This window comes from Carboxylicivirga sediminis, from assembly GCF_018156225.1.
In the GTDB taxonomy this organism is placed as follows: Bacteria; Bacteroidota; Bacteroidia; order Bacteroidales; family Marinilabiliaceae; genus Carboxylicivirga; species Carboxylicivirga sediminis.
Map to the genome: position 1 here is coordinate 42,024 of NZ_JAGTAR010000033.1, position 18,661 is coordinate 60,684.

Annotated in this window: 15 protein-coding genes; 1 reads left to right on the plus strand and 14 read right to left on the minus strand. The window is 43.5% G+C overall.

Annotated elements, in window-relative coordinates; all coding sequences use genetic code 11:
- Positions 1-15 precede the first annotated feature (15 nt).
- Both selD and mnmH read right to left on the minus strand, forming a co-directional pair.
- A complete protein-coding gene (selD, locus tag KDU71_RS18240; RefSeq protein ID WP_212192541.1) occupies positions 16-1,056 on the minus strand; it encodes a selenide, water dikinase SelD in 1,041 nt (346 codons plus the stop codon).
- A complete protein-coding gene (gene mnmH / locus KDU71_RS18245; protein ID WP_212192542.1) occupies positions 1,034-2,071 on the minus strand; it encodes a tRNA 2-selenouridine(34) synthase MnmH in 1,038 nt (345 codons plus the stop codon). Before mnmH ends, selD begins: the two co-directional genes overlap by 23 nt.
- A gap of 171 nt (positions 2,072-2,242) precedes the next feature.
- Between mnmH and KDU71_RS18250 the strand changes: the two genes are divergently transcribed.
- Complete coding sequence (locus KDU71_RS18250) at positions 2,243-2,680, plus strand: hypothetical protein (RefSeq protein WP_212192543.1); 438 nt, start codon at positions 2,243-2,245, stop codon at positions 2,678-2,680.
- Positions 2,681-3,476: 796 nt separating this feature from the next.
- Here the strand turns inward: KDU71_RS18250 and KDU71_RS18255 are convergent.
- The 12 genes from KDU71_RS18255 to KDU71_RS18310 all read right to left on the minus strand — a co-directional run.
- Entirely contained in the window at positions 3,477-5,627 is a 2,151-nt protein-coding gene (locus KDU71_RS18255) for an ATP-grasp domain-containing protein (protein WP_212192544.1), read from the minus strand.
- 101 nt (positions 5,628-5,728) lie between these two features.
- The gene (locus KDU71_RS18260) at positions 5,729-6,304 is read right to left on the minus strand and encodes a glutamine amidotransferase-related protein (protein WP_212192545.1); all 576 of its coding nucleotides are present in this window, start codon (positions 6,302-6,304) and stop codon (positions 5,729-5,731) included.
- A 281-nt stretch (positions 6,305-6,585) separates the two neighbouring features.
- Complete coding sequence (locus tag KDU71_RS18265; RefSeq protein WP_212192546.1) at positions 6,586-7,626, minus strand: GMP reductase; 1,041 nt, start codon at positions 7,624-7,626, stop codon at positions 6,586-6,588.
- 158 nt (positions 7,627-7,784) lie between these two features.
- On the minus strand, positions 7,785-7,985 hold the full coding sequence (gene xseB / locus KDU71_RS18270; RefSeq protein WP_212192547.1) for an exodeoxyribonuclease VII small subunit: 201 nt from the start codon (positions 7,983-7,985) through the stop codon (positions 7,785-7,787).
- Between the two features lie 5 nt (positions 7,986-7,990).
- Positions 7,991-10,228: an ATP-binding protein gene (locus tag KDU71_RS18275; RefSeq protein WP_212192548.1), complete on the minus strand. Its 2,238-nt coding sequence runs from the start codon at positions 10,226-10,228 to the stop codon at positions 7,991-7,993.
- 58 nt (positions 10,229-10,286) lie between these two features.
- A complete protein-coding gene (gene xseA, locus KDU71_RS18280; RefSeq protein WP_212192549.1) occupies positions 10,287-11,672 on the minus strand; it encodes an exodeoxyribonuclease VII large subunit in 1,386 nt (461 codons plus the stop codon).
- Positions 11,673-11,676: 4 nt separating this feature from the next.
- Positions 11,677-13,284, minus strand: coding sequence for a S8 family serine peptidase (locus tag KDU71_RS18285; RefSeq protein WP_212192550.1), 1,608 nt, complete (start codon positions 13,282-13,284; stop codon positions 11,677-11,679).
- Positions 13,285-13,291: 7 nt separating this feature from the next.
- Positions 13,292-14,146, minus strand: coding sequence for a toxin-antitoxin system YwqK family antitoxin (locus KDU71_RS18290; protein WP_212192551.1), 855 nt, complete (start codon positions 14,144-14,146; stop codon positions 13,292-13,294).
- 298 nt (positions 14,147-14,444) lie between these two features.
- Entirely contained in the window at positions 14,445-15,626 is a 1,182-nt protein-coding gene (locus KDU71_RS18295) for an FMN-binding protein (protein WP_212192552.1), read from the minus strand.
- 38 nt (positions 15,627-15,664) lie between these two features.
- Entirely contained in the window at positions 15,665-15,946 is a 282-nt protein-coding gene (locus tag KDU71_RS18300) for a hypothetical protein (RefSeq protein WP_212192553.1), read from the minus strand.
- A 43-nt stretch (positions 15,947-15,989) separates the two neighbouring features.
- Positions 15,990-17,372 carry a reductive dehalogenase gene (locus tag KDU71_RS18305; protein ID WP_212192554.1) on the minus strand — a complete coding sequence of 461 codons (1,383 nt, stop codon included), beginning with the start codon at positions 17,370-17,372 and terminating at the stop codon, positions 15,990-15,992.
- A gap of 215 nt (positions 17,373-17,587) precedes the next feature.
- The coding region (locus KDU71_RS18310; RefSeq protein ID WP_212192555.1) for a helix-turn-helix domain-containing protein at positions 17,588-18,661 on the minus strand (1,074 nt) is incomplete at its 5' end.

Genomic DNA, 18,661 nt, shown 5'->3' on the forward strand with positions numbered 1-18,661 from the left:
GATGTTCAGAAGCATCTACTCTACATAAATAAGCTTGTCTTGCTGTTCGATGAGTTCACCAAAGCACACAGGAGCTATATCATTTTGCTTTAACAATTGTTCCACCTCTTCAACCGCAAAGTCTTCAGCCGCTATCAGCAAGCCGCCGCTTGTTTGCGGGTCGCACAGTGTGTGTCGGTAGGTTTCATCTTTCAATACCACCTGATGGCCATAGCTCAGCCAGTTGCGGCCGGTACCTCCAGGCATGCAGTTTTGGTCAATATAATCTTGCAGCATTGGCAGCTTAGGCACCAGTTCGTATGCTAATTTAGCCGATAGCTGACTGCCTTCACACATCTCACTCAGATGGCCTATCAAGCTAAATCCCGTCACGTCTGTCATGGCTTTGACGCCGTCAATAGTTGCTAACTCAGCTCCCAGCTTATTGAGTTGACTCATGAGTGTTGGAGCTATGTGGGCATGCTCATCCTTCAAAATACCTTTTTTCTGAGCTGTAGACAGAATACCAACGCCAAGGGGCTTTGTCAGGTATAGTTTACAGCCTTTAGTGGCTGTATCGTTGCACTTGAGTTTAGCAATATCAACGCGGCCGGTTACTGCCAGTCCGAAAATAGGTTCAGGACTGTCAATACTATGGCCACCTGCGAGCACGATGCCCGCTTCTTTGCAGGCTTGTCGTCCGCCATCCATCACTTGTGAAGCCACTTCGGGCGATAGTTTATTGATGGGCCAGCCCAATATAGCAATGGCCAGCAAAGGCTGACCACCCATGGCATAAATATCGCTAATGGCATTGGCGGCAGCAATCTTGCCAAAAGTAAATGCGTCATCAACTATGGGCATAAAAAAATCGGTGGTGCTAATGATGGCTGTGCCATCGCCCATGTCGTATACCGCTGCATCATCACGACTGTCGTTGCCTACCAGCAACTTATTGTCGTGTATAGGGGTGATATTGCTTTTTAGGATATCAGTTAATACCGAAGGGGCTATTTTACAACCGCATCCGGCACCATGACTATATTGTGTTAGCTTAACTTCTGATAAATTGCTCATTGAATACTTCGATTAAGGTTTCTGCGTTTTTATGCGCATTGGTGTTTTGCATGGCAATAAAACGGATATCATCAGTCATCCGTTTCTCAATCCCTCTTTTGTAATATTTGTCGTAATAGCCAAGTGTAAGCAGGGCTACCTCGTAAAAATTATCATTAGCCAGGTACTCCAGCGCCTTTTTTGATACATCATTGCCCAGGCGCTTTGATATGCGACCAATTGCATTTTCAAGCTTGCTCTTATCACCTAAAGCATATTCGTCAACCAGTAAATGAGCTCTTTCTTCTTTACTGATTTCAACAAAAAACAAAGGTGATTGCCGCATCTTATGAAACAAGTGCATGGGGATATTAACATCGCCAATGTTAGGACTTTCATCCTCGACCCATATGGGGCGCGAAAAGTCAAACTGTCGCCATTGCCAGTACAGATTATTCTCAAACTGCTCGGTGGTTGGCTGCTTGTCCATTCCGATGTTTCCAAAAGCCGAACCTTTATGAGAAGCTAAGCCTTCGAGGTCGAGCACCTGGTGTCCCATTTCTTGTATTTGATGCAAAATGTGGGTTTTTCCGCTACCCGTGTACCCGCCCAATAACAGTAACTGGCCTTTGTCAAAGTTATTTTGAGCCTCGCGACGGTAAGCTTTATATCCCTTGGTGATGACATAAACCTTGTTAAAGCCATTATCCTTGAGGTGCTGAGCAAAGGCATGACTGCGCATACCGCCCCGCCAGCAGTGAATCACTATATGCTTATCAGGTGCTGCATTGATTGATTCATCAATAAACCATTGTAGCTTAGGTGTAACATACTGGTAACCCAAAGCAACTGCGTCTTCCTGCGATTGCTGCTTATACACAGTGCCCACATGAGCTCTTTCCTCATTGCTAAAAAGAGGAATGTTAGTGGCGTTAGGAATATGACCCTTTTCAAATTCGCCTGGCGAGCGTACATCCACTAATGGCAGGTGACTGAAGTTATTGAGGTATTCTGTTATGCTTATATCTTTTGGCATGGCGCAAAGGTAGTCATTTAGACTATACGTTGTCATCGCTGTGATGAAGATGAAGATTTGATGTGCATGTAATGTGTTATATGCCTAACTTAGTTTTTTTTCAATTGGTAAACTTCTAAGGAGTAAGTTTTGCAATTGCTCCCGGAGTTTTTTACAACAAACGAATCAACAATGGTAAACCCTAAAAACTTTTTTCTGGATAAAGAAAAGCTGCGTACTATAGATACAATTCGCATTATCTATTTGATGGTGTTTATGGTTTGCTTTGCATTAACCGAAGCAGGCAGGTATATATATCGTCCGTTTATTTACGCCAATAACATTAATGACTTTGGTATTGCCGATTCTATGGGTAATTCAGGAGGCATTATTGTTCAAATATTTTTTGGTCTCATGCTTGTCAATCCAACAAAAACAAAGGGGTTGCGGCTTATTGGGTTTTTTGTGATAGGTTACGTTCTTTATGAAGTGGCTCAACTCATATTGCCTAAAGGAGTGTTTGATTGGAAAGATATTTATGCAACGCTGATTGGTGGTCTCATAGCTTTGGGATTATTTCTCTTGCTGAATAAACTTGTAAAAGGCAATAAGACTATTTATAAGTTTTAAAAATCGGATAAATAGGCTAATATCAGCATTCTGGGCTTGGGTAAAAAAAACGACTGGTGACACAGTTTATTGAACAGACCCTGAACAGCCCCCGAAGGAATCCATTTTTTACGCGTAGGAGCTAATGTTACGCCCGTAGGAGGGTACTTTACGACTGTAGGAGCTTATCTTACGCTCGTAGGAGCCTATTTTACGGTGGTAGGAGCCTATCTTACGCCTGTAGGAAAGCATCAAACGGTCAGAGGTGTGAAAAAAGACTGATTTGCAGCTTCAAATTGAATGTCTACGCCAATTTCCGACAATTGCTGGCGCATGTTTGCAATCCGTGCCTTTTATCTTCGTAGCACAGATTACAAATCTGCGCTAGCCATTGGATAAATTGACTGACAGATCAGTGTTTCTCGACCTAAAGCATCGATTTCTTGACTTTCATACGCACTTTCTAGAACAGATCGGTGTTCTTCACATACAATATTGAATGATTGAGAAACAGTTCGATGTTCATGACTTGTAGATGAGGTTTCTCGACTTGCAGCATCGGTTTCTCGACTTGCAGCATCGATTTCTTGACTTGCAGACGTGATTTCTTGGCTTACAGCATCGATTTCTTGACTAACAGATGAGATTTCTCGACTTACAACATCTCAATTGCTGGCGCGGATTTACAATCCGTGCCTTTTATCTGGCGTAGCACAGATTACAAATCTGCGCTAGCCATAGAATAAATTGATAAATAGGATTTGTGAAGGTCTTTAAACAAAACTCCCGATTGATAATCAACCGGGAGCCTATTTCTTTACTTCGTATCCTTTAGCAACAGGGCCACCAATAAGGCACGTTCGATTAGGCTGTGCCGGATGATGCGCTCATTGTCTGATGGCAGGTATTCGCCCACTGGACCTAAACCATCAATAATGGGCATGTCTTTTTTGATGTGGCAGATATCTGCTGAGCTCCAGCGGTGTTCCTCTCCAATACGCACATCAATTTGCTTGGCCAGCTTACTTACTTTATTATACAGTTTTTTAGAAGTGTCAGATACGGACATGGCGGGACGTTTGAGCCCACCTTCAATCTTCACCTGATAGATTTTACTGCGTTTTTGGGTGGCCAATATCTTTTTAATCTTCTGTTCAATCTCGTCCAGCACTTCGGGCGAGTTATAGCGCACACTAATGCCGGCGGAGCCATAGGCATACTTCTTAAAAATGTTGCTCTTATACTGAATGTCAAATGGTGCAATGATGTTTTTATTATCGTTTTGCGATATATCACAAATAGCTGCCAGCGTTTTATTAAAATTCATGGCAGTGAGCGATACATTTTCGGGATTGTCCTTTTTCAGCATCTTTGTTTCGAGGCGGTACATGGCCGAACCCGAGCGCGACAGGATGAGGCCTCCTTTTTTTGAGGCGCCACTGAGTGAAATGACTGCTTTGGCCAACTCGGCTTTCTGCTGAATGATGGCTTTAGAGTAACGGCCATCAATGGATGAGTCGGTCACCAGCAGAATACCAATATTCAGTTTCTTCAGGTTGCGCGAGAACTTAAGTGCCTGAAGAGCGGATATTAAAATGGCCACACCACCTTTGCTCTCCCATACGCCGGTACCCTCGAGGTACTGCTCCTGCTCGTGGTAATTCTCGTGTTGTGCCAGTTTAATGCGGTTATCCAATGGTTGAATAATCAGGTAGTCGACCTCCTGGTTAAATGAGTTGGAGAAATAAAGAATATTACCAACCTCCAGCTGCGGATATATTTCCTGGGTAAAACCCAACTGGCTTAACTCACTACTGATTAGCCCCGAGCAGTAGTTAACCCCTTCTACATTCCTTACATAGGTGTCGGTATCCACCAGCTGCTGCAGTAACTTTTCGGTACGTTGCTGCCGTGTTTTAATAAAGGTGCGCATGCGCGAAGTCTGGGTCGTTCGCCCATTAGCCGGTTGGTTATCGGCTTGCGGCAAAGTATTGGTGAAATACCTGACCGATGCCACATCCAACATCTTATTCACCAGCGACTCAAAATCGTAGCCTGCTACTTTAGCGGCAGTAGGATAGGAGCCTGTTTCGCCAAGGCTGGCCATGGAGTTTATCTCCAGCAGGTAGATGTTATCATCTTCGTCGAGGCGTATATCAACGCGCGAAAAATCCCTTAGGTTAAGTGATTTAAAGGCTTCAATACTCAGTTTCTGCATTTTTTCAGCCAACTCATCCGAAATGTGAGCAGGACACACCTTCTTCTTGGGAGTGTGCTTTTTATCATCAACCGTTTGAATGGCATCGGGATCGCCTTCCAGGTCGATCTCCAACACCGGAAACGGCTCAACAGGCGAATTGCCGATTAAGCCGACGCAAAACTCACGTCCCCTGATGAATTGCTCCACCAGTGCCTGCTGACTAAATTCTGTTACAATAAAATGCACAGCTTCTCTAAGGTCATCCTGGTTGTATACCACCTTCAGGCCAAAGGACACACTTTCCATCTTAGGCTTCACAATTACCGGAAACTTCACCGATGACATGTCTTCATCATGGTTGTTAAATACCCAGAAATCGGGTGTTGGCAGTCCGTTATTTTTCCAGATGATTTTAGTAAGCACTTTATCGAGAGCCAGTGCATGACCCGATGGGGAAGAGCCCACATAGGGCAAACCCAGCATCTCAAGCATGCTTGGGATGTGTGTATAGCGCGATTCGCCTTGTATGCCATAGGCCATATTGAATATCATACCCATCTGCTCACCCTGGTTAACGCGCGGCATAAAGTTTTCGAGGCGTTCAATAATCTGCTTATTGCCATCTAATACAGCCACGTTATGGCCGGCCTTCTCCAGACTCTCAGCGACTTTTTTAACGGTCTTTTCGTTGTAGAACTCTTTGTTCTGCATGCCAAAGGTGTTGATTACACCGCTGATGTCCTTATTGTATATCAGTGCTACTTTCATGTTTTAGTATAATTGTCTTCTGTATTTCTGTCAACTATCTTATTAGTGTTCAATTTATAATCTACTCCTAATTGATGTCAATGGTGCGCAGGTTACTGGGCTTAAATAATCTCACACATCTTGAGGAAATTTTTCACCATCAACATGCCTTCTGGTCCTGATACTTCGGGGTGCGACTGGAAACCATATATCGGTTTGGTTTTATGACGAATGATTTCGTTGCTGCAAGTATCGGATGTCGCCAGGCTTTCGAACGAGGCAGGCAGCTCCGATACATGAAAGGAGTGACGTTTCACCAGCGACACTTCTGTTTTAGACAGGCCGTCAAAAATAGGATCTTCTGGTTTGGTAATGGTAATCAGCTCCTTTTTGCCGTGGTATTCTGCCAGCTTCTTGATTCGTCCTCTGTAGCTAACTGCAATGATCTCATGGCCCAGACAGAAGCCCAGTACAGGCACATCAAAATTCATTAATGCTACAAAATTAGATGTGAGGTTGAGTGGCTCCCAGGGATTGCCTTTGCCACCTGATAAGATAATGCCCTTTATCTGTGTTTTGGCAGATAAGGTGATGGGTTGATTATGGTCGAAAAACACGTAATCAAAATCCTGCTCCGAAAGAAACTGTCGTTTGAATTTCTTTATGAAGGCACTTTGGTTGTCGATGATTAGCAGCATATTAAATCATTACTTATCACTAAATAGTAAACCATTTTGGCGCGATAATTCGCGTACCTAAAATACGGTAAAAAACTATACGATGCAGTCGCAGTATGAAAATATAATACAGGTGTTTACTGGCCTTTATTCAGTATTGCAACATCAATTAATGAGTTATCCATAAAATGCTATGTTAGAAATATATGCGGTGGATGTAGATGAAGCGGAAGAGAGGGATCAGGACCTGACCAATAAAAAAAGCCGCACAAGGCGGCTTTTATGTATAACAAAAATGTTTTTTACTTGGTATAAACACGGTTTTCCTGCTCGGCAACACGGATAAAAGTAGTACGCTTAGTTAGCTCTTTCAGCTGTGATGCGCCCACATAGGTACAGGTACTGCGCACACCTCCTAATATATCCTGAAGTGTGGCCTCAACCGGGCCTCTGTATTCTACTTCAACGGTTTTACCTTCGCTGGCACGGTATTCAGCAACACCCCCTGCATGCTTATCCATTGCTGTAGCTGAACTCATGCCATAAAACTGCTTGTATTTTTTGCCGTCGATATCAATCACCTGGCCGCCACTCTCATCGTGTCCGGCCAGCATACCACCCAGCATCACAAAGTCGGCTCCGGCACCAAAGGCCTTGGCCACATCGCCAGGTACTGCACAGCCTCCATCACTGATGATCTGTCCGCCTAGGCCATGAGCCGCATCGGCACATTCAATAATGGCTGACAACTGAGGATAACCAACACCTGTTTTCACACGTGTGGTACAAACCGAACCTGGTCCGATACCTACTTTTATAATATCAGCACCAGCCAGCAATAGCTCTTCCACCATTTCGCCGGTGACCACGTTACCTGCCATAATTACTTTATCAGGAAAGAGGGCACGTGCTTGCTTAACAAATCCTACAAAATGCTCGGAGTAGCCATTGGCCACATCAATACAAATAAACTTCAGCTTTGGGTTAGCCTTAAAGATGCTAACAACCTTATCTAAATCGTTGGCACCGGTACCTGTGCTCACTGCAATGTAGTTCTCAATACCTTCAGGAGCATCAGCCAGAAACTGGTTCCATTGTTCCAGGGTATAGTGTTTATGAATAGCTGTGAAAAGCTCATTCTCGGCCAGTTTAACGGCCATCTCAAAGGTCCCCACTGTGTCCATGTTAGCAGCCATAATTGGCACGCCTGTCCATTCAATGCTGGTGTGCATAAATTTAAAAGTGCGCTGCAGGTTTACCTGCGAACGGCTTTTTAGCGTTGAACGCTTAGGTCTGAACATGACGTCTTTGAATCCCAACTTAATGTCGTATTCTACTCTCATCTTACTAATTCCTTTTTTTGATTACAGACAAAGATACATGAATATTCTCAATAAAAGCAATGGCGCTTTTAACGAAGAAAAATAAAATGCGAATAAGTTCGAACCGAGAATCAGAAAGTGTTGATTTGTGAAGTTTTAAATGGTTGTGAAGAAGAGATTTATGACTCTATTTCTTTAAGTGTTTTTTCTACTTCTTCTTCTGTTTTGTGCAGTTTGTCCTTACAGCTTTTTATAAGTGCACTCACCCGTTTAACCTTCGCCGACAGGTCATCCACATCCAGTTCTTCGTTTTCAATCTGTTGCAGTATGTCTTCAATTTCACTAACGGCCTCGTTGTATGTGAGCTTCTTTTTTGTCATTGCTATTAGTTATTTTTAATCTGCAGTAAAGGTAGTGTAAAATAAAATGTGCTGCCTTTTTCCAGTTCACTTTCTGCCCAAATGGCCCCTTTGTTTATCTCAACAAACTCTTTACACAACACCAGGCCCAAACCGGTGCCTTTTTCATTCAGTGTGCCTTTGGTGCTGAATGTGGAATCAACCATAAAAAGCTTCTCCAGATTTTCCTGTCTGATACCAACGCCTGAGTCGGCTACCGACACTTCTATCATATCATTTTTAGCACTGGCAGCGACATATATAACACTGCCTATGCGAGAGAATTTTATAGCGTTGCTAATCAGGTTTCTTAGTATAGTATTGTAGAGGTTTTCGTCGGCCCAGGCTACCAGGTTACGCTCTATTCTGGGACTGATAACGATATCTTTTTCTTCAGCATTTAAACGAAGCAGCGATACAATATTATGTGTCTGAATGGATATATCAAGCTGTGTGGGTTTGTACTCAGTGGTGCCCAACTGTGTGCGCGACCATTGCAAAAGGTTCTCTACCAGCCCCAGCAGACGCTTGGTGGAGTTATGAATAATCTGGGAGTACTCAACCACCTCTTTTGTGTTTTTCGACTCAGCATTGAGCGTCAGCATTTCGGCGAAGCCCATCAGTGAGCTAAAAGGACTTTTCAGGTCATGAGCAATAATGGAGAAGAACTTGTCTTTTGTGGCATTCAACTGCTGAAGTTCGTTGTTCTTTTCCTTCAGTAAACGCTCAGTTTTACGCCGGCTGCGGAAGCTTAAAAACAAAACCACCACCACCATTAATAAAAAGCCTGTTATTATCAGGTAGGTTGTCCGGCCAGTTCGCACGGTTGCCAGGCTGGCAGATTTGTTGAGATTATCCTGTTCGAGTTTCGATATTTGCTCCTCCTTATTTAAGAGTTTATAGACGGCTTCCATGCGGGCACTACTCAGCATGGCCTGCTCATCGGTTATGGCGTCTTTAAGTTCGGCATATTTCGTTTTGTAATCTAATGCATCTTTATAGTTGGCTTGCTGGCTGTGCCATGCCGACATACTATTGTAACAATCAGCCAACAGCGCTTTTTCATCCAACTCTTTGGCAAGTTTTGTGGCTTTCGTCAGATAGTCACTGGCCTGCTGATAGTGTTTATTGGTTAAAAGGGTTTGCCCCAGGTGTAAATACGTTTCGGCCTTCAACGAAGGATCGTTAAAGGTAAGCATCAGTTTAAGTGCTTTCTCAAAATAGGAGATGGCTTTGCTGTATTGTTCTCCATTTTGGTGGGCACGCCCAATGTTAACATACGATACAGCAATTTTCGAACTGTCACCCTCTTGTATCAGTATGTTCAATGAGGTTTGATAGTTTTCAATAGCTTGGAGAATATTGCCCAGTTCGAGGTGTACCTCCCCCAAATTATTGTAACAGCTGCTTATACCGTCTTTATCATCAAGCTGACTGTATATCGCCAAGGCCTCCTGGTAGTTGCGAATAGCCGCTTCGTTATTGTTTAAAGCACCGTTGATGTTGCCAATGTTATTGAGCAGCACTGCACGACTTTTGGCATCGCTATCCAGCTGGTTTAACTCCAAGGCTCTTTCCAGACAAATCAGTGCTTCATTGTATTGGGCTAAGGTGTTTAGTACCACCCCTTTGTTGGTGAGTCCTTTCCTGATTAATACTGTGTTATCAATTTTCTCTCCCACCGTAAGCACCATGTCAAAGTACTCAAGCGCCTGGGCATAATTGCGCAGATACCAATACATGGCGCCCAGGCTGTTGTAGGTGTTACCTAACTTTTCGAGGTTATTAGTCGATGTAAAAATATCTTTTGCCCGGTTAAAGTGTTCAATGGCCAACTCATTCTGGTTGTTGGCATTCTCAATCCATCCCAGGTATTCTTCTGTTATACCAACGTTATTTTTATCGGTGCTTGCAGCTTTGTAGGTGAGGGCATTATTGAGGTACTCCCTGGCTATATTGTATTGCTTGTGGTTAAAGAGTGCCAGGCCTGCTTTATGATAGACGTCAAATTTAACGGATGGGTTTGGCTCATTGGCAATGACAGATACTGATTGTTGGCACAGTGAAATGACTTCATCTTCTGCCTGAGCTTTTTCGGCTTGTTCAATATACTGAAAAGCTGTTTCTTTATTCTGCTGGCTATGGGCTGTAAATGAGCAGTTAAGGAATAAAAGTATGCAGCCTGTAATGGTGTAAAGTGACTTAAATAGTAGCTTGGTGGTCATCGACATGTGTTAAGGCAATAAAACAGCCTACAAAATATAAAAAGCGTATAATAAAACGTTATTTTTTTTGAGTTATTTTTTCGATGCGACTGATGATTTTACCTTCGTGCAGTTGTGTTAATAGCTCGTCGCCAACGTTTAAGCTTTCCAGTTGCTTCACTAGTTCGTTACCCCGGTATGTTAGCGAATAACCTCTTTTAAGTATTTCATAAGGATCGCATAGTTCAAGAGTCCTTTCAGCCAGTTTAAGCCTTTGTTGCTGATTTTTGAAATAGGCATTTGTTTCAAGCTTTAAGCGTGTTGATTGAAACGCCAGTTTCTGATGACTGCCCCGCAGCTGTTTTTTGGTCAGGTAATGAGCCGATTCCTTTACATGCGAAAAGAAGGAGACCTGCTTGTCGAAGTAGCTCTTGACGGCAAATTCGAGGCGGTGAGCTGCATCTATCTGAAATTGCTTGCTGGCACTGATGGCTGTGTTAACAACCGGCTGAAAACGCTGTGCTGCCAACTCCAGTCGGTGCAACTCGTTAACGAGTAGTTGGGAGGTTTCGGCTACAAAATGCTCTTTTAGATCAGACAGGTAGGCATCAAATTGGGTAATCCGATCGATAATGAACTCGGCCACTGCTGTTGGTGTTTTCAGGCGTGTGTGTGCCACCATATCGGCAACAGATTCATCCCGTTCGTGGCCAATACCCGTTAAAACCGGCAAAGGAAACTGTGCAATATTAAGCGCCAGCATATAACTGTCGAAGCACATCAGATCGGAAGAGGAGCCACCACCACGTATGATAACTACCGCATCAAACGCGTGCTCATGCTCATAGATACGCTCAAGAGCTGCAATGATTGATTGCTCGGCTTCATCACCCTGCATAATGGCCGGAAATAATTTGTGGTATATCTTATAGCCTTCCGGGTTATTGCTCAGCTGGTTGATGAAATCTTCGTAGCCGGCAGCGGTAGGCGACGAGATAACGGCCAGTACCTGTGGAACTTCTTCCAGGTCAACCTCCTTGTTCATATCCATCACACCATCTTCCTGAAGCTGTTGAATGACTTCCAGTTTCCGACGGGCAATATCACCCAGTGTGAATGTCGGGTCAATATCCTTAATGTTTAAACTGTATCCATACACCTCCTGAAATTCAATACTCACCTTCAGAAGCACCTTTAAACCTGCACTTAGCGTTTGCCTGGTGGTGGTTTCAAAGTATGGTTTCAGCATGCGATAGGTGAAGGCCCAGATAGTGGCCCGGGCTTTCGCTTTGACCTGGTCCGAGTCGGTGTCTTTCTCAATGAGCTCCAGGTAGCAATGGCCGCTCCGGACTGTTCGTATTTCGCTGATTTCGGCTATTACCCAATAGGTTGAAGGAAAACTCTCTTTCAGCTGGTCCTTTATATTGGTGTTTAATTCAAATAAACTCAGTTGTTCGCGGGCCATTGTATTAGCGGCTTTTTATCACTTTAACATGTTGCTTTGAGCGATTGTTTTCAATAATGACAATATAAATACCATTGGCAAATGCTGCCACTTCGTTAATAACAATGTTCTTTTGATGCCTGTGCTCTTTGCGGTATTTAATATTGCCCAGTATATCAACAATTGTTACTGTAACGTTGGGTCCCGATGAGTTGAATAGCGTCAGGCGGCTGTTAAACGGATTGGGGCCAACCTTCCATTGGGTATTATAAGCTGGTGCACTTTCAATATCAACGCTATAGGCCTGGTTAAAATCAGGTATGCCATATCCCAACTCGTTATTAGGCGTGTTATGCAGATGTGCACTACTCATTATCAGCTGGCGTATTTCTTCAGCTGTCTTATCGGGCATTGCCTGCCACAAACAGGCGGCCAGACCGCTAATAACAGGAGCTGAAAAAGAGGTGCCATTCCCTTTACTGATGCCACCACTTGTGTTTTGTACCGCTACCGCTCCTCCTAATGCACTTATTTCAGGTTTCACACGGCCATCACTCGACGGGCCAAAGGAAGAGAAAGAGGTTCGGGTGCTGTCGGCATTGACTGCACCAATGGCTAAGCAATGTTTGGCATCGGCCGGGGCGCCAATATGGAGCCAGCTGTTATTGCCTTCGTTGCCGGCGCTGGTAACCAGTAACATGCCTTTTGATGAAGCCATGTCGGATGCCCGGGATATTCTGCTTGTAGCATTCATGTCAGCATACGAATAACTCTGAGAAGGCGCATCAAACTCGTAATAACCCAATGATGTGTTGATGATATCAACCCCGGCACTGTCTGCAAACTCGGCCGCACATATCCAGTAGTCCGGTTCAATGGGATGTTCCGAATGAACGTCTTCGGTGCGCAGCAGCCAGAAGGAGGCATCGGTGGCAGTTCCCATGTATTGCTGGTTGAGCTTACCCCCAATAATCGATAGCACGTTCATGCCATGGTAATGCTCATTAAAAATATTGGAAGCCGGATTAACAAAGTCTTTGGTGCCCATCACCTGACCATTATCCCAAAGGTGTTTGGTGAGAGGCAGTTCATTGGCCTTATAGAAACCTGCATCAATAACAGCGATGAGCATGCCTGCTCCCTTTAATCCATTGTTGTGCAGATGATGGCCGTTGGCTGTACTAACCTGTAACCACGATTCGCCGTAGGGTGAGTCCAGCGCACTTTTGAGCAATGGCACAAGAGGCTCCAGTTTTTTGAAAGTGCCAGTGCTAATGACTGGTTTATTCAGTTCAACTGTATTGATAAAAGGCACACGCTCCAAGGTATCCATCAGGGCCTTATTGTTGCTGAAAACAATGGCGCCATTCATCCATTTGCTGGTGTGTTTAACATCAATGCCATATTTTATCAGGCTATCAATATAAGCCGGATTCACCGGCAAATCACTCTGGTCAACAGCGATGTTCTGTTTGGCTCGTCGCTGAATAGCTCTTATCGATAAGAACTCTTCAGGTCTGTCCAATGAGTAAGGGGAGTTGTTTTTGTCAGTAAACGTTATGAAATAGCCATCCTGTGCCATACTTAGCGTAAGGCATAACCATAAAAGTAGTATGGATGAAAGGTATTTCATAGGCCTGCTATCTCATAAATTGTTCGGGGTTGTTACCCATCTTTTCCGGGTCCTTCAAGGTGGCTCGCTTCTTTTCAAACTCGGCTTGTTCCTCGGCTCTTCTTTTTTCCAGCACTTCGGGGTTCATTAGTTGTCCGTTGCTGTATTTCAACTGGTAATTGATTTTTCCATCGGCATGATAGAATGTCCATTCACCATCTTCTTTGTCGTGCTTGTAGGTGGCATCTATCTCCAGCTGACCATCCAGAAAATAATATAAATATTTACCATGCAACTCATCATTTACATATTGTGCCTTCAGCATGGGCGCTCCATTCTTAAAGAATTTTAGCCATTCACCTTCTTTCTTGCCGTTTTGCCAGTTAATGATTTCAGCAACAGCCCCGTCCTGGTAAAAAACTTTATACTGGCCATGCGATTGCCCATTAACAAATTCTTCAGTAGCCAGCACAGCCTCTTTTGCAGCGTAATAAGTCCAGGTACCAATTTTGTCTTTGCCCTGGTAATTACCTTTCGATGTAAGGTTGCCCTCTTCGTTAAATAAGCGCGCCTTTCCATATTCACCGTTCTCATCGTAGATAATCTCTAAACTCATTTTACCATTGGGGTAATAACGCGTATAGCTTCCTACCGGTTTATTATTCTTAAAAGTGGCCTTGTATAGCACGGTGCCATCGGTATAGCGTTTTTCCCAGGGGCCTTGCTTCATGCCATTGGCATCCGTCTGGTTGTAATGTGCCGGAATAGGGGTGATGTTTTTCTTTTTAGTCGGAATTTTATTGCCAAACACATCGGTTTGACCGGTGGCTGTAGCTGCTGCTACCATTAAAGCTATCGAAAGAAGAAAGAACGTCAGTCTCATGTTAAATTACTTTTATTAATGAAACAATCCTGAGTGAAAATACTCTTTAGTTGTTACTCAGATTTGAGAATCAGGTTTCAAAAATATATAAAAAAAGCAGAGCTGATTATTTACCGATTGACAATTGCATTTCGATTTCCTAATGTCTCAACTCTTTTTGCTGTAAACAAGTTTTGTGAAACGCTTGCCAGGCAATGGTTTTTACGCTTATGAAACAGGTAATTGTATGAGTTGACCAATCAGAAAAAACAGGATAGTGGCAAAACCAATAATGAAAAGAACAGCTGCAGTACTATTCTCAAGCCACTTTTTTCTCTTCGTTGTGTTCTTTATTTTTTTCACAGTGTTCATTCTTCTTGCTTTTGAATGTTATTATTGAGCGCCGCTGTTTTTGAATCCATTTAAAGGTTGTGCCAACCGGGCATAGGTAATGACAGAAAAAATCGGAGATAAAAAGTGAACCTACTAATGCCGCTGGCAGAATATACCATTGTACACCATATCCTTCAAGAGAAAATAGCATGGCAAAGGGTTCGTAACCAGCCAGTGTTGGGTTGGATGAGAGCAAAATCATCAGCACCGAGAACCATAACAGAAATCCAGGTATCTTGCGAATAATGCGTGTGGCATTCATGGCAAATTTCAGGTTAATGCCTGACACTTTATTTAATAACATTTGTGTGGCATGAAATGGACATAGAGCATGGCAATACACATTTTTCCCCCAGATTACAATACTGACCAATGAGCCTCCCATCAATACCCACCATACCAGGTGGTGATGTATATCTGGTAAATACCCCAAAAGAATTCGTCCGAAGTGAGACAAGGAAATGGAGGCATTGAATATGATTCCCATGAAGATCATTGACAATCCCAGGGTGATATATCGAAGTTGTTTCTTCCGCAAATAAGTAGCTATCACTCCCAATATAAATATGGCCAGCACAATACCTTCTTTGGGTGTCAGACGCCACTGTTTTTTAATGGCGGGTGCCTCTTGATTCATGGCTGTTTCGAGAATGGCATATGAAGCATCACGGGTGGCCTGCGCAATTGCTACAGAACTTATTGTTGCACCGGATGCCGCATTCACATCTTGATGCACCTGAAAGGTATCGGCCAGAGCTTTCTGCTTGTATTGTCGGAAATAATATTGAGCCCGCAGCTTTTCAATGAACGAAAAGGTTTCCACATGGCGCAGCAAGTCCATGTTTTGGATGTGTCCTGCTGTATCCGCAAGAACAGCTACCTCCAAAGGACCGCCATATCCCTGTGAACGACCACAGGAGAGATACCCGATTAAGGTATCTTCCCTGGTGGCTGTATATACTTCTCCCATTAAACCAATGCGCTTCAATTCCAGCCCTTCTGATATTTCCAGTGATTGCAGCCCATTGTTTTTTGAATTATTGAACTGGCCGATGGCAAAAGCAGCTATTAAACTGCCATATGCTAACCAGCGAACAACTTGTTTCATTGATATACAGGATTCTGTGGTAGTGATTATAAGATGGATTAACTCTTTTTTAAAGCCATTCTTAATCCTAATGTCAATAGAATTAAAGCAGGCATGCCAAATACCACGATGCCCATACTGGCGGCACGTGGTTCTCCTTCAAGCACAGAGCTAACAGACCAGGCTATGCAAAACAACAAGAGGAATGCTCCCAGTCCAATGATGCTCCCTTTTTTCCAATCCAGGCGGCTTTTCATATTCAAGCTGATGAGACCCAGCATTGCCAGGCAGGATATGAATCCCAGGATGAAAAACAGTAGTTCAATTCCAGAAAATATCATAGTAATATGTTTTTATAAATGTTATACATCCAAATTATTAACCCTAGTAGCCGTTGTATTCACGGTCTTTATCAGCCCAGAATTTCTTCACTGCTTTTTCGTCGAAGGTATCACCATAGCCAAATACAATGTCCATTTCGCGCATGAAGCTGTGAACCGGCCCTGGCATTAATGCCGAAACTTTATCGACCAGCTTATGGTGCCAGAAATCGGGTTTATTATAGGGGCAGGAAGTAATGCAGGAGGCACAGGAATTATTGCCTTCACACCAGTATTCAAAGCAGGTTTTGGCATTAATGTACCACTTCTCCACACCAGGATTATTGAACCAGGTTTCGCCACCATGAGTTGGTTTCATTGTGGGCTCCACATTTTTGGGGATGGATTTGGAAGGGCAGGCATCAGCGCAGCGTTGGCAGCGCTTACAAAATTCACGCACTCCAAATTTAACCGGCTTATCATACTCCACAAAGTCCATATCGGTATATACCTTGGCAATGCGGAAGCGAGGCCCGTATTTGTAGTTGATGAGTAAGCCGTTGCGGCCGCCTTCTCCCAATCCGGCAGCAATGCCATATGGCACACTCATGCCCATGTCGTTTCCGGTTGCCACCGCTTTATAACCAAGGTTTTTAAGAAATACAGACAGCTGAAATGCCGTAACAGCCATTTGAGAATAGCCTTCGCCAATGGCTCCTTCAACCGTATAAGATGGTGCGGTTGCCATGTTTTCATAATCCATCTCCACACCAATTACAATCACTGATTTGGGCTTAAACGGAAACTCTTCCCAACCAATCTCCTGCCCATTCAATGCCACAAAATGTTTATCGTAGTCCCACATTTTATTGCGTGGCGCAATACCAACTAAATCGGCTTTAAAGTGGCGCGCTGCCCGCTTAATGACTGCAGAGGCCTCCGCTTTAGTTGTAAACTCATGCCGTTCGTGGTTGACATAGTTTAAATCCAGAAAGTTCGTTCGCTGTTCAGGTAAATTTTGTTGCCAGCTATACCAGCCAGTATTAGGCATACCAAATTTAGAACCTGGCGTTGCAGCGTGCTCAATAGCCCACGAGCCATGGTGCAGGGCCCAATCGATACGTGTGAATCCCGGGCGTGATTCATCTGTTTCGAATCGCTCAAAGGTGCGGGCCTTGGCAGCTAATGCAGGATCAATGCCGCCCACTGCACGGCTGAATACAGTATTGCGTTGTGAAAATCGTTTATAGTCGGGTGATATCTTTACCGGGAAGTCCTCCAAAGGTTTAATAACCGCTTTCTTGGTTTCTTTATCGAGCACTTCACCGGCTGCTTTATGTGGTATAGCAGCTATGCCTGCAGCGCCCAAAACAGCTCCGGCTGAACCTATTTTCAGGAACTCTCTTCTACCAAAGGCCGCTTTTGTTTTATCCTTTTCTGTTGCCATAATTTTTAAGATTATAGTGAGCTAAATTCAATGATTACAACAAAGAAAGATTTCATCCGTATGGCAGTCGTTCCAAATCCTGATTCCGGCTGAATAGGACGTTCTTATCAGCGTTCTGAAACATGATTTGGTACTCTTACAGCCCTGAATGACAGGGTGAACGGAAAGAGTTTATAATAAAACTAAATAGGGGAGTGTTCTATCAAGCACTGGTATTAGCTTGTAGCTTTTCGGTATTCTGAGGGTGTTTTGCCAGTGAACTTTTTAAATGCAGTATTGAATGTGGTTTTGGATTTAAATCCCGCTTCATAACCAAGCGCCAAAACGGTGTAATGGGCTTTTGATGCATCAGCACATAAGCGCTTATATTCTTCTATTCGGTAGTTATTGATATAATCATTGAAGTTTTGCCCAATTACATTGTTCACCACTTCTGAAATAATGCGCGCCGTTAATTTGACCTGTTCAGCCAGCTCCTGAACGCTCAGGTCGGGATTCAGGTAAGGACGGGCCAGTTCCATGTGTTTATTCAGTTTACTCATGTAATAGAGCGCTTCCTCTTTTTCAAGTGAAGTTCCCTCTTTCTTCTTTTTACCAGACAGGTTGAAAAGAGAAGTATCATAGTGCAACACAACCGGGTTAGAGATGAGTGAATAGGTAAATATCAGGCCAACTGCCGAGTATATAAGAACATTTCCAAATTCAAAATACTTCTGAAAAGAGGCATGATACAACCCCAGGTTTACTTCCAGTAAACGTGTAAGACCATGCACAATAAGCAGAATCGAAATCAGGCGGATATATCTAAAATGTGCAGACCATACAGGGTGTTCTTTTGCCAGTTCCATAAAGCCCTTCTTTTTGAGCCGGGTATACACAATAAAAGAATACACCACAAATTGTATGCTTACAATTTCAGTTCCAATGAGCTGGTAATACTCAAAATAGCGATCCATCCAGGGATTGTGCCCAAAAGGCGTCTTATAAAAGATAAGCAGTGGAATGACCAGCAATAGACTCAGGCCAAGAATGTATAGATGACTGAAAAACTTTAGGCTAAAATCGATCCGGCGCTTGGCCAGTTGCATAAAATACATGTAAAGGAAAGGGCCAAACAGCAGTTCATTAGGTACCCGTATAGCAAATAAGTAGGGGTAGGACTCGAACCATCCTATATTTTTAAAAAGTGTCAAAGAGTTAAATATAGTGAGGTTAACCATTAAAATGGCAAATATCAGATTGGGCAGATTCCGGTGTTCCTTCTTGGCCAGAATCAGAATTAACCCAAT

What these genes read in the sequence shown, in the direction of transcription:
- KDU71_RS18285 (WP_212192550.1), bottom strand. Translation starts at nt 13,284, where the DNA reads ATGAAATACCTTTCATCCATACTACTTTTATGGTTATGCCTTACGCTA.
- selD (WP_212192541.1), bottom strand. Translation starts at nt 1,056, where the DNA reads ATGAGCAATTTATCAGAAGTTAAGCTAACACAATATAGTCATGGTGCC.
- KDU71_RS18265 (WP_212192546.1), bottom strand. Translation starts at nt 7,626, where the DNA reads ATGAGAGTAGAATACGACATTAAGTTGGGATTCAAAGACGTCATGTTC.
- KDU71_RS18255 (WP_212192544.1), bottom strand. Translation starts at nt 5,627, where the DNA reads ATGAAAGTAGCACTGATATACAATAAGGACATCAGCGGTGTAATCAAC.
- xseB (WP_212192547.1), bottom strand. Translation starts at nt 7,985, where the DNA reads ATGACAAAAAAGAAGCTCACATACAACGAGGCCGTTAGTGAAATTGAA.
- xseA (WP_212192549.1), bottom strand. Translation starts at nt 11,672, where the DNA reads ATGGCCCGCGAACAACTGAGTTTATTTGAATTAAACACCAATATAAAG.
- mnmH (WP_212192542.1), bottom strand. Translation starts at nt 2,071, where the DNA reads ATGCCAAAAGATATAAGCATAACAGAATACCTCAATAACTTCAGTCAC.
- KDU71_RS18295 (WP_212192552.1), bottom strand. Translation starts at nt 15,626, where the DNA reads ATGAAACAAGTTGTTCGCTGGTTAGCATATGGCAGTTTAATAGCTGCT.
- KDU71_RS18305 (WP_212192554.1), bottom strand. Translation starts at nt 17,372, where the DNA reads ATGGCAACAGAAAAGGATAAAACAAAAGCGGCCTTTGGTAGAAGAGAG.
- KDU71_RS18250 (WP_212192543.1), top strand. Translation starts at nt 2,243, where the DNA reads ATGGTAAACCCTAAAAACTTTTTTCTGGATAAAGAAAAGCTGCGTACT.
- KDU71_RS18290 (WP_212192551.1), bottom strand. Translation starts at nt 14,146, where the DNA reads ATGAGACTGACGTTCTTTCTTCTTTCGATAGCTTTAATGGTAGCAGCA.
- KDU71_RS18260 (WP_212192545.1), bottom strand. Translation starts at nt 6,304, where the DNA reads ATGCTGCTAATCATCGACAACCAAAGTGCCTTCATAAAGAAATTCAAA.
- KDU71_RS18300 (WP_212192553.1), bottom strand. Translation starts at nt 15,946, where the DNA reads ATGATATTTTCTGGAATTGAACTACTGTTTTTCATCCTGGGATTCATA.
- KDU71_RS18275 (WP_212192548.1), bottom strand. Translation starts at nt 10,228, where the DNA reads ATGACCACCAAGCTACTATTTAAGTCACTTTACACCATTACAGGCTGC.